General features: G+C 72.3%; 8 protein-coding genes. 6 read left to right on the forward strand and 2 right to left on the reverse strand.

The features are described 5' to 3' along the window. From CAP_RS42550 to cysN, 3 genes are all read left to right on the forward strand, one after another. Positions 1 to 1,327, forward strand: a 1,327-nt coding sequence (locus tag CAP_RS42550) for a PQQ-binding-like beta-propeller repeat protein (protein WP_044252270.1), incomplete at its 5' end; no start/stop codon positions are given. A gap of 72 nt (positions 1,328 to 1,399) precedes the next feature. Then, positions 1,400 to 2,308 carry a sulfate adenylyltransferase subunit CysD gene (gene cysD, locus CAP_RS42555; RefSeq protein WP_044252273.1) on the forward strand — a complete coding sequence of 303 codons (909 nt, stop codon included), beginning with the start codon at positions 1,400 to 1,402 and terminating at the stop codon, positions 2,306 to 2,308. Then, the gene (cysN, locus tag CAP_RS42560) at positions 2,308 to 4,002 is read left to right on the forward strand and encodes a sulfate adenylyltransferase subunit CysN (RefSeq protein WP_052376918.1); all 1,695 of its coding nucleotides are present in this window, start codon (positions 2,308 to 2,310) and stop codon (positions 4,000 to 4,002) included. Before cysD ends, cysN begins: the two co-directional genes overlap by 1 nt. A 131-nt stretch (positions 4,003 to 4,133) precedes the next feature. On the opposite strand, the gene CAP_RS51705 is transcribed toward cysN, so the two are convergent. Together CAP_RS51705 and CAP_RS42570 are read right to left on the reverse strand one after the other, a co-directional pair. Beyond that, positions 4,134 to 4,463, reverse strand: coding sequence for a hypothetical protein (locus tag CAP_RS51705; RefSeq protein ID WP_044252275.1), 330 nt, complete (start codon positions 4,461 to 4,463; stop codon positions 4,134 to 4,136). A 75-nt stretch (positions 4,464 to 4,538) separates the two neighbouring features. Further along, complete coding sequence (locus CAP_RS42570) at positions 4,539 to 5,495, reverse strand: TerC/Alx family metal homeostasis membrane protein (protein ID WP_044252278.1); 957 nt, start codon at positions 5,493 to 5,495, stop codon at positions 4,539 to 4,541. A 324-nt stretch (positions 5,496 to 5,819) separates the two neighbouring features. Between CAP_RS42570 and mgtE the strand changes: the two genes are divergently transcribed. The 3 genes from mgtE to CAP_RS42585 form a co-directional block, all read left to right on the forward strand. Beyond that, complete coding sequence (gene mgtE, locus CAP_RS42575; RefSeq protein ID WP_044252281.1) at positions 5,820 to 7,163, forward strand: magnesium transporter; 1,344 nt, start codon at positions 5,820 to 5,822, stop codon at positions 7,161 to 7,163. A 583-nt stretch (positions 7,164 to 7,746) separates the two neighbouring features. Further along, entirely contained in the window at positions 7,747 to 8,679 is a 933-nt protein-coding gene (locus CAP_RS42580) for a DUF3348 family protein (protein ID WP_052376919.1), read from the forward strand. Between the two features lie 13 nt (positions 8,680 to 8,692). Beyond that, positions 8,693 to 11,154 (forward strand): coiled-coil domain-containing protein (locus tag CAP_RS42585; RefSeq protein WP_156041667.1); only part of this gene is annotated, 2,462 nt, incomplete at its 3' end.

Here is an 11,154-nt window from a genome sequence, read left to right on the forward strand (position 1 = left end):
CACCTCCCCCCGCCCCGGCCGCCGCACCCTCGCGCCCTCCCTCCGCACCCCTGGCGTCACGCCCCCCACCCATCCCTTTCCTCTCCGCCTCAAGACGCCCCTCAAACCCCGCTGGACCGCCCGCGTCGGCAAGACCACCTTCCGTACCACCATGGCCATTGCGGGGGACGCGCTCGTCATCGGCACCCATGGCGATACCCTCGACGGCACCTTCGAGACCAGCGACGGCATCTACATTCTCGACGCAATGACCGGCAAGCAGCGCCGGCAACTCTACACGCCGGGCCGCGGTGACCACGATATCGGCGGCATTGCCATCGACGGTGACCGCATCGTCGCCACCACCGACAATGGCCAGGTCCTCGCCTTCTCCTTCGAGGGCAAGCCGCTCTGGCAGGCGCGCCTCCGCGGCAAGGTGCGGCCCGCGCCGGCCCTCGCCCAGCTCAATGGGGACCAGCAGGTGGATGTGGTGGTCGGGGACGAAGAGGGCATCCTCTGGGCACTCAATGGGGCAACCGGCGACGTGCTCTGGAAAGTGGAGACGGGTCGCAATGAGTACGGCGCGCGCGGGTTCATTGCGGCGGCGGCCATCGTGGACGTCGATGGGGACGGGCGCGACGATGTCATCGCCGGGGCGCGAGACGGCGTGCTCGGCGCCTACCGGGGCAGGGATGGAGACCCTCTCTGGCAGACCAAGGGGACGTCGGGCATCCATGCCTCGCCGCAGGTGCTGGACGTCGATGGGGATGGCGCGCCGGAGGTGCTCGCGGCCTGGTCGTACAGCACCCTGGCCCTCCTCGATGCGCGCACCGGGAGGCAGCGGTGGGCGCGCGCGGTGGAGCAGGACGACGATGGCATCGAGGGGCTCATCGCCACGCCGGTGCCGCTGCCTGGCGGCGGGAGCGGGCCTTCGCTGCTCGTCGCGCCCACGGCCTGGTGGGGGGACGAGGATGGCATCCTCGGGGTAGCGGCCGACAAGCGCGCGTTTCGCTCGGTCGAGGGGCGCGTGAGCGGGAGCGCGGTGGTCACCGACCTCGATGGCGATGGCGTGCTCGAAGCCCTCGTCGGCACGGAGCGCGGCAAGCTCGTGGCCCTTCACGCGGACGGGGGGCGCGCGGAGCTGCTCGGGCTGCCGAAGGGCATCGAGGCGACGCCGATGCTCGCGGACGTCGACCGGAACGGCACCTACGAGCTGCTCGTCGCGGCGAACGATGGGGTGCTGCGCTGCTACGAGACGGGCTCGACGGCGAGGCCGCTCGTCTCCCGATTCCGCGGCGAGAGCGCCCACAACCGCGGCGACCTCGGCCACGTGCCGCTGCGCTGGTAGGGCGGCGCTTTCGGGCGCCGACGGGCCGGGGAGGCGCTATCTTCCGCGGGCGATGAACGGTGATCACGGACGATGACGGACACCCGACTCACCCACCTCCAGCAGCTCGAAGCCGAGAGCATCCACATCCTGCGCGAGGTCGTCGCCGAGTTCGAGAACCCGGTGATGCTCTACTCCATCGGCAAGGACTCGGCGGTGATGCTGCGGCTCGCCGAGAAGGCGTTCTATCCGGGCAAGCTTCCCTTCCCGCTGCTCCACGTGGATACCACCTGGAAGTTCCGGGAGATGATCGCCTTCCGCGACGAGATGCGCCGGAAGCTCGGGTTCGAGCTGCTCGTGCACACCAACCGCGAGCCCGAGGCGGAGGGCGTGAACCCCTTCGACCACGGCAGCCAGAAGTACACCACCATCATGAAGACCCACGCGCTCCTCCAGGCGCTCACCAAGTGGGGGTTCGACGCGGCGTTCGGGGGGGCGCGGCGCGATGAGGAGAAGAGCCGCGCGAAGGAGCGGGTCTACTCGTTCCGCGACAAGCAGAGCCAGTGGGACCCGAAGAACCAGCGGCCGGAGCTGTGGAACCTCTACAACGGCAAGATCAACAAGGGCGAGAGCATCCGGGTCTTCCCGCTCTCCAACTGGACCGAGCTCGACGTGTGGCAGTACATCCACCTGGAGACCATCCCCATCGTCCCGCTCTACTTCGCGGCGAAGCGGCCGGTGGTGGTGCGTGACGGGGCGCTGATCATGGTCGACGACGCGCGGATGCGCCTCCTGCCCGGCGAGGTGCCGGAGGAGAAGCTGGTGCGCTTCCGGACCCTGGGGTGCTACCCGCTCACGGGCGCCATCGAGTCCACGGCGACGACGCTGCCGGAGATCATCCAGGAGATGCTGCTCACGAAGAACTCCGAGCGGCAGGGGCGCATGATCGATCACGACGAGAAGGGCTCGATGGAGACCAAGAAACGCGAGGGGTACTTCTGATGGGCGAGCGAGAGCTCATCGCCACCGACATCGACGCGTACCTCGCGCGCCTCGGGCAGAAGGAGATCCTCCGCTTCCTCACGGCGGGCAGCGTCGACGACGGCAAGAGCACGCTCATCGGGCGGCTGCTCCACGACGCGAACATGGTCTACGAGGACCAGCTCGACGCCCTCCGCCGCGACTCGGCGAAGAAGAGCGCGGCGGGCGGGGAAATCGACTACAGCCTCCTCGTCGACGGCCTGCTCTCCGAGCGCGAGCAGGGGATCACCATCGACGTCGCGTACCGCTACTTCGCGACCGAGCGGCGCAAGTTCATCATCGCCGACACGCCGGGGCACGAGCAGTACACGCGCAACATGGCGACCGGCGCCTCGACCGCCGACCTGGCGGTGATCCTGGTCGATGCCCGCTACGGGGTGCTGCCCCAGACGCGGCGGCACAGCTTCATCGCCTCGCTGCTCGGCATCCAGCGGGTGGTCGTCGCCGTGAACAAGATGGACCTGATGGGCTACGACGAGGCGGTGTTCGAGACCATCCGCGGGCTCTACGAGGACTTCGCGCGGAAGCTCGACTTCACCGGCATCCACTACCTGCCGCTCTCGGCGCTCAAGGGCGACAACGTGGTGACGAAGAGCGAGGCCATGCCCTGGTACGCGGGGCCGCCCTTGCTGGAGCACCTGGAGACGGTGCCGCTCACGGACGACCGCCGGCAGGGCGCGCTGCGCTTCCCGGTGCAGCTCGTGCAGCGCCCCGACCTCGACTTCCGCGGCTTCAGCGGGACCATCGCCTCGGGCACGGTGCGCCGCGGCGACACGGTGGTGGCCCTGCCCTCGCGCAAGACGAGCACTGTCGCGCGCATCGTCACCTTCGACGGTGACCTCGACGAGGCCTCGGCGCCGCGCTCGGTGACGCTCACCCTGTCGAGCGAGATCGACGTGAGCCGCGGCGACACGCTGGTGCACGGGGACGCGCTGCCCCACGTGGCGCGCTCGGTGGAGGCGATGGTGGTGTGGATGCACGAGCGGCCGATGACGCTGCGCACGGCCTACCTGCTCAAGCAGGGGACGCGCACGGTCTCGGCGGAAGTGCACGACATCCACGAGCGCGTCGACGTGAACACCCTGGAGAGCGCGCCCGCGAACCGCCTCGGCCTGAACGACATCGGCCGGGTGACGCTCGGCGCGAGCCGGCCGCTGCACTTCGACGCCTACCGCAAGGACCGGGCGACGGGCGCGTTCATCCTCATCGACCGGCTCACCAACGCCACGGTGGGCGCGGGGATGATCCTCGGCCCCGGCGCCGAGGAGCTGCACGCCGCCGAAGCAGGCCACGGCGAGGGCCGGGTCACGCTGGCGGAGCGGCGCGCGCGGCTCGGGCAGGAGCCCTGCGCGCTGTTCCTCACGGGCGGCGAGGCGGCGCGCCGGGAGGAGCTCGCGACCTCGCTGGAGCGGCGCCTCTGGGACGAGGGCTACACCGCCTGCGTGCTCGACCCGCGGGCCGTGAGCGCGCTGAAGGTGTGCCTTGGGCTCGGGCTGATCAGCCTGGTGCTCACCGACGGCGACGTGGAGCTGTCAGGCGCGCGCGCGTCCCTCGGAGACGTGCAGATCGTCGAGGTGCGCTGCGGCGACGGCGAGCAGGGCGGCTCGGTGGAAGCCGTGCTCCACACGCTGCGGACCCGCGACGTGATCCGCTGAAGAGCCGACCGGCAAAGCTGCCAAGGGTGCGCGTCGCGACGAGGTTCGGGGCCATCCTCCTCGAACCTTTTTGCAGGGACGACGACACTCGGAGGTGCCGATGTCGAACCTTTTTTCATCGACGTCTATGATCAGGTGCATAGACGTCGACGGGGTTCTCCTCGACGTCGAGGACCCGGCTCCTCGACGTCGACGGGGTTTTCATCGACATCGACGGGGTGCTCATCGACGTCGACACCCTGGCCCTCGACGTCGACGGGGTGCTCATCGACGTCGACACCCTGGCCCCTCGACGTCGACGGGGTGCTCATCGACGTCAACACCCTGGCCCTCGACGTCGACAGGGTGCTCATCGACGTCGACACCCTGGCCCCTCGACGTCGACACCCTGGCCCCTCGACGTCGACACCCTGGCCCTCGACGTCGACAGGTTTCTCGTCGACATCGACACCCTGGCCCATCGTCAACGACCCCGAGTCCCGCGCGTCATGGCCTCCGGGAGCGCCCCGAACCGGGAACGGTCTGTGTGAGCTGGCTCAGGACTCGCCGGGAGAGGTGCCCGGCTCGCCCGGGTGGAGGGCCGCTTCGGCGCGCTTGTGCCGCAGGCTGGCCCAGACCGCGGTCCCGATGAACACCGCGATGATGCCCACGGACAGGAGCGGGGGGATGTGCAGCCACTTCGCCAGCAGGATCTTCAGGCCGGCGAAGGCGAGGACGCCAGCGAGGCCGTAGTGCAGGTACTTCAGCTCGCCCACGGCCTCGGCGATGACCAGGTAGAGGGCGCGCAGGCCGAGGATGGCGAAGGCGTTGGAGCTGTAGAGGATGAAGGTGTTGTTGGTCACCGAGAACGCGGCGGGCACGGAGTCGACCGCGAAGACGATGTCCGTCAGCTCCAGGCCCACGAGCGCCACGAGCAGCGGCGTCGCCAGCCTCCGCCCTTCCTTCTTCACGAAGAACTCAGGCCCTTCCACGGTGGGCGTCACCGGCATCCGCTTGGAGAGCCAGGCCACGGTGGGGTTCTCCTTGTCGTCGTCGGGGTCCTCGCGCAGGACGCGGTAGGCGGTGAAGAGCAGGATGGCGCCGAAGATGTAGGCCACCCAGTGCCAGCGTTCGAGCGCCGCCGCGCCGACGAAGATGAAGATGGCCCGGAAGACGAGGGCGCCGAAGATGCCGAGGAAGAGCACCTCGTGCTGGAACTTCTTGGGGATGGTGAGGGTGCGGAAGACGACGAGGAAGACGAAGACGTTGTCGAGGCTGAGGCTCTTCTCGATGAGCCAGGACGCGAGGTACTCCTGCGCGTGCTTGCCGCCCATGGTGGCCCAGACGAAGCCGCTGAAGCTGAAGCCCAGGGTCACCCAGATGATGCTCCAGACGATGGCCGCGCGGCGCGACTGGCTATGCCCTCCGCGATGCGTGAAGAGGTCCACCCCGAGCAGGGCGAGCAAGAGAACCCAGAAGACAATCCACGCCCACGGGGGGGTCGCACTGTGCATGACCCCCCCACCCTAGCAACCCGCGCTCCGAGCCGCTGCGGGGCGCCAGTCACCCATGTCGTTTTCATGAAGAAACCTTCATGAAGGGCAGGCCCCCCGAGCCCACAGCCCGGGCGGATGGTGGCGCGGTGGAGGCGGCAAGGGACAGCAAGGGACATTCTGCCCCGCCTTCACGACCGCTGTCGGGAGGGTGCACCTCCTCGACGCCACCGGCGGGCGCCACGGCTGGGGTGCTCTGCTTCAGCCACCCGCCCCGCCCATCCGCCGACCTGCTCCAGGGCACGAAGTCCTGGCCGTAGTCTGTGCATCACAGAAAGGCTCACCATGGAAACGCAGCCCACGGACCGGGAAGAGCCAGTCACCCTGACCTCGGCCGAACTCGTGGAGCGCTGGTCCGGGCTGGAGGAGCCCGAGGAGCTGGCAGCAGCGTTCCACCGGCTGGAGCGGGAGGAGAGCGACGAGTTCTTCCTGGCGCTGACCGCGCACGAGCAGGCGGCGCTGCTCCAGGCGCTGCCGCGCGGGGAGCGGCGGCTGTGGATCCGGCTCCTCGCGCCCGACGATGCCGCGGACGTGCTGCAGAAGGTGGAGGCGCCGGAGCTGCGGGAGGAGCTTCTGGGGCTGCTCGACGAGGCGACGCGGCGGGAGGTGAAGGCGCTGCTCGCGTACGCGGAAGACGCCGCCGGTGGGCTGATGAGCCCCCTGTTCGCGCGGGTGCGGCCGGAGTCCACGGCCGACGAGGCGATCCGGTATCTGCGCCGGCAGGCGGAGGGGGACCTGGAGACGGTGAGCTACGGCTACGTGCTCGACGCGGAGCAGCGGCTCGTCGGGGTGGTGTCGCTGCGGCAGCTCATCACCACCCGGGGGGACCGCAAGGTGCAGGACCTGATGACGAGCGATGTGGTCTCGGTCCGCGAGGACACGGACCAGGAGGACGTGGCGCGGGTGTTCGCGCAGCACCACCTGATGGCCATCCCGGTGCTCGATGGAGAGGGGCGCCTCAAGGGCATCATCACCGCGGACGACATCGTCGACGTGGTGGAGGAGGAGGCGACGGAGGACATCCAGAAGCTCGGCGGCATGGAGGCGCTCGACGCGCCGTACCTGCGCACGCCGCTCCTCCGGATGGTGCAGAAGCGGGCCGGGTGGCTTTCGGCGCTGTTCCTCGGGGAGATGCTCACGGCGACGGCGATGGCGCGGTACGAGGACGAGATCGCGCGCGCCGTGGTGCTGGCGCTCTTCGTGCCTCTCATCATCTCGAGCGGCGGCAACTCCGGGTCGCAGGCGACGACGCTGGTGATCCGGGCGATGGCGCTCGGGGAGCTGCGCCCGGTGGACCTGCTGCGGGTGCTCCGGCGGGAGGTTCTGTCGGGGCTTTTGCTGGGGTGCACGCTCGGGGTGATCGGCTTCGCGCGGATCATGATCTGGCAGGCGCTCTTCCACACCTACGGTGAGCACGCGACGCGGGTGGCGATCACGGTGGCGGTGAGCCTGGTGGGGGTGGTGCTCTTCGGGACGCTGGCAGGGTCGCTCCTGCCGTTCCTGCTGCGGAAGCTCAGGTTCGATCCGGCGAGCGCGTCGGCGCCGTTCGTGGCCACGCTCGTGGACGTGTCGGGGCTCGTGATCTACTTCAGCGTGGCCGACCTGGTGCTGCGGGGGACGATGCTGTGAGCGTGAGCCGCGGGGGGGGAAGGGTGGGTGCGGCGGTGCGGCGGTGCGGCGGTGCGGCGGTGCGGCGGTGCGGCGGTGCGGCGGAGGAAAGGCGCCGCCCGGGAGCGCAGGGAGGTCGACGTTGTGCTGCAGGGAACATTGCGCGGAGTGCCGGCCGTGAGCTGCCTGCCCAGGTGATGCCGGGCTCAGGTGGTCGGGGCTGGCATCGGGGCTGGCATCGAGGCTGAGTTCCCTGGATCCGAGGGCTCCCGGGCCCTCGCTCCCGCCGGTCGCCATCGCAGGTTTCGTCGCGGATCGCTGCGTCGAGGCACCTGGTCGTGCCTGGCGAGCGGGGCACGAGGCGGAAAATCAAGCACTTCCAGCGCGCAGGGCACCGGGTTTCCTGCTTGCGACCCGCGCTGCTGGCGGGTAACTACCGCGCGCCGTGCCGTCGGAACGCTCCGCACTTGGCCCTGTTCGCGGGGAACCGGCCGCGCCTCCCGGTAGGCCGCGGCGCGGTCCTCCCAGCGCACAGACGGGCCGACAAGCGAGCGGTGCGTCGCGCGGTACGTCGAGCGGTGCGTCGAGCGGTGCGTCGAGCGAGGTGGCGGGTGAGGCGCAGGATGGCGCGCAGGGTGGGCCGCTGAGCGGTCCGCTGAGTGGGCCGCTCGGGACTGCGCTCACGGTCCCGACGCGGGGGTACGCGGGGACGTCGCTGGCCACCACGGCGTCGGCGCTGGTGCCGCTCCCGCTCACGCCTTCCCGGGGGCGAGGGCGCCTCGCCGTTCCAGCGCCGAAGCCGCCCGAGGATCCGGCGGAGCACCTGGCGCGCTTGATGGACCTGCACGGGAGCGTGGCGCTCGCGCAGGTGCTCGGTCCTGCCGATGCACCCCTGGCGCTGCCGCCCGTGGGCCAGCGGCGCGCGTCGGGCGCGGCTGCGGCGGCGCTGCGGGCGGTGGTGGAGGATCGGCTGAAGGAGCTGGCGAGCACGCTGCGGCGCACGTTCGAGGAGCCGTTCCACCGGCGCAACCGGCTGCCAGGGGCCGTGGAAATGCTGGACCTGCTCACGCAGGTGGGGGCGCTCGGGCCGGCAGGGCGGCGGGTGAGCGCGGCAGCGGCAGGGACCGTGTGGGAGCCGTTCGGGGAGCTGCTGGGGCGGCTGTTCGGGAGGATCCGCTACGAGGTGCAGTCGCTGCGGGCCGAGGTGGGTCCGGGGCTCCGGGTGCTCGGGCCGGAGCTGGGGCGCCTCGAGCGGCTCGACGCGGTGATCGGCGCGGCGACGGAGAAGGGGCGGGAGCGGGTGCTCGGGGCGCTCGCGCCGGCGCTCGGGCAGTGCTTCGGGCAAGGGTTGCAGCAAGCGGTGGGGGCGCTGCCCGAGGAGCCGGTCGCGGCGGATGTGGCGCGCTGGTTCGACGAGATGGGCTGGATCCGGCTGGAGATGGAGCGGATGCGGCGGGTGGTGGAGGCGGTGTTCACGCACCAGACGCGGCGGCTCGTGGCCCTGGTGGAGGCGAGCCACACGCCGGGCAGGTCATGAAGGGAGCGCGCGCGTGACACGGGTCGGGGTGGTGATCGCCACGGCCATCGGCCTCGGCATCGTGGCGCGGGCGGCGGCGGTCTACAAGGGGACCGATCCCATCGCGCACGGGCTGGTGTGGCTCATCGGGGTCGGGCTCGTGCTGGGGGCGCTGGAGCTGTTCGTGCGGGCGACGCGCGCGGCGCGGCTCACGGACGAGGTGAAGGCGCTGCCAGAGAAGGCGACGGGCGAGGCGATTGCGGGAAGCAGCCCGCTCCTGCGCGCGATGCTGGAGGCGCGCGTGGGCGGAGGCGTCGGAAGCGGCGGAGGCGTCGGGGGCGGCGGGGGCGGGGGGGTGCCCTTCACGCCGTACCTGGTGGGCCTGCTGGTGATGCTCGGGCTGCTCGGGACCTTCCTCGGGCTCTTCGAGACGCTGCAGGGGGCGCGGCAAGCGCTCGCCGGGAGCGGGGACGTGGAGGCGCTGCGCGCCGGGCTCGCGGCGCCCATGCAGGGGCTGTCGCGGGCGTTCGGTACGTCGGCGGCCGGGGTGTCGGCGTCGGCGATGCTGGGGCTCGGGGCCGTGCTGGTGCGGCGGGCCGAGGGGCGGTTCGGGGCGGCCTTCCAGCGCTATGCGGTGGGGGCGCTCGCGCCGCTGACGGTGGGAGGGCGGCAGCTCGCGGCGCTGGAGATGATCGCGCGGCAAGGGGAGGCCTTGCCGGCGGCGGCAGAGGCGATCGGGGCGCGGCTCGCGGGGCTGGAGGCGCAGCTCGCGGCGGGGCAGCGGGCGCTGGCGAAGGAGAGCGCGGAGGCGCTGCTGGACGCGGCGGCGCAGATCCGGGCGGAGATCGCGGCAGGCGTGGCGCGGGCAGCGGAGGTCGCGGGGGCGGTGGCCGAGCCGGTGGCAGCGCGGGCGATGGAGCGGGCGGGCACCGTGGCGGGCGAGGCGGTGGCGCGGATCACGCAGCGGCTCGACGAGGACGCGGCGGCGCGGCTGGAGGCGGAGGAGAAGCGGCGCGCGGAGGCCCTGGAGGCGGAGGAGAAGCGGCGCGCGGCGCAGGAGGCCGCAGAGGCGAAGCGGCTCGCAGACGGGGAGGCCGCGGCGGAGAAGCGGCGCGCGGAGAGCGCGGCCGCCGAGGAGAAGCGGCTGGCGACGGCGGAGGCCGCGGCGGAGAGGCGGCGCGCGGAGAGCGCGGCTGTCGAGGAGAAGCGGCGCTCAGAGGCCCTGGCGCTGGAGGCGGCGCAGCGCGCGGAGAGCGCGGCCGCCGAGGAGAAGCGGCTCACGGCGCTGCAGGAGGTCGAGGCGGCGAGGCTCCGGACGCTGCAGGAGGCCCAGGAGCAGCACCTCGCGGCGCTCCGCAGCGCGGAGGCGCGGCAGGCAGAGGCCGAGGCGGCGAGGCTCGCGGCGCTGCGGGAGGCCCAGGAGCAGCACCTCGCGGTGCTCCGCGGCGCGGAGGCGACACGGGCGGAGGCCGAGGCCGAGCGGCTCGCGGTGCTGAAGGAGCTGCAAGCGCAGCACCTCGGGGCGCTCGCGGCGGCCGAGGCGCGGCAGGCAGACGCCGAGGCGCGGCAGGCAGAGGCCGAGGCGCGCAGGCTGGGCGCCCTCGCCGAGATGCAGGATCGGGTGCTCGCGGCGCTGCAGGGCATCGAGGTGCGGCAGGCAGAGGCCGAGGGGCGCAGGCTCGCGGCGCTGGAGGAGGCGGAGGCGCGCAGGCTCGCGGCGCTGCGGCAGGGAGACGAGGCGCACCTCGCGGCCCTGCAGGCGACGGAGGCCGAGCGGCTCGGGGCACTGCAGGCGACGGAGGCCGAGCGGCTCGGGGCACTGCAGGCGTCCGAGGCGCGGCACGCCGAGGCGGAGGCGCGGAGGCTGGCCATGCTGCACGAGGTGCACGAGAAGCTGCTCGGGGCGCTGAAGCGCGCGGAGAGCTTCCAGGCGGAGGCGGAGACGCGCAGGCTCGCGGCGATGCGGGAGAGCCAGGAGCAGCACCTCGCGGCGCTCGGCGCCACCGAGGCGAAGCGGCTCGACGCGCTGCGCGATGCGGAGGCGCGGCAGGCCGAGGCGGAGAGCCAGCGGCTCTCGGCGCTGGGGAAGGCGCACGAGAAGCTGCTGGCGGCGCTCGCGGGGGCAGAGGCGTGGCAGGCCGAGGCGGAGACGCGGCGGCTGGCTGCGCTGCGGGAGAGCCAGGAGCAGCACCTCGCGGCGCTGCGCGAGGTGGAGCAGCAGCACCTCGCCTCGGTGCAGCGCGCGGAGGCGCGGCAGGCCGAGGCCGAGGCGGAGCGGCTCGCGGCGCTGCGGGGGATCTACGAGCAGCACCTGGCCGCGCTGCGCGAGGTGGAGCTTCAGCGGCTCGCGGTGCTGCAGGAGCAGGCGGCGGGGGCGCAGCGCGCGCTCACGGTGGCGACGGAGGGGAGCGAGGCGCGCGCGGCACGGATCGAGGCGGCGGCGCAGGCGCACCTCGACAGGCTCGCGGAGGCGGAGGTGACGCGGGCGGCGCAGCT

The organism is Chondromyces apiculatus DSM 436, from assembly GCF_000601485.1.
GTDB lineage: Bacteria > Myxococcota_A > Polyangia > Polyangiales > Polyangiaceae > Chondromyces > Chondromyces apiculatus.

Bases quoted from the DNA above. Each gene is read 5' to 3' on its own strand.
- cysD (WP_044252273.1), top strand. From the start codon at position 1,400: ATGACGGACACCCGACTCACCCACCTCCAGCAGCTCGAAGCCGAGAGC.
- cysN (WP_052376918.1), top strand. From the start codon at position 2,308: ATGGGCGAGCGAGAGCTCATCGCCACCGACATCGACGCGTACCTCGCG.
- CAP_RS51705 (WP_044252275.1), bottom strand. From the start codon at position 4,463: ATGGGCCAGGGTGTCGATGTCGACGAGAAACCTGTCGACGTCGAGGGC.
- CAP_RS42570 (WP_044252278.1), bottom strand. From the start codon at position 5,495: ATGCACAGTGCGACCCCCCCGTGGGCGTGGATTGTCTTCTGGGTTCTC.
- mgtE (WP_044252281.1), top strand. From the start codon at position 5,820: ATGGAAACGCAGCCCACGGACCGGGAAGAGCCAGTCACCCTGACCTCG.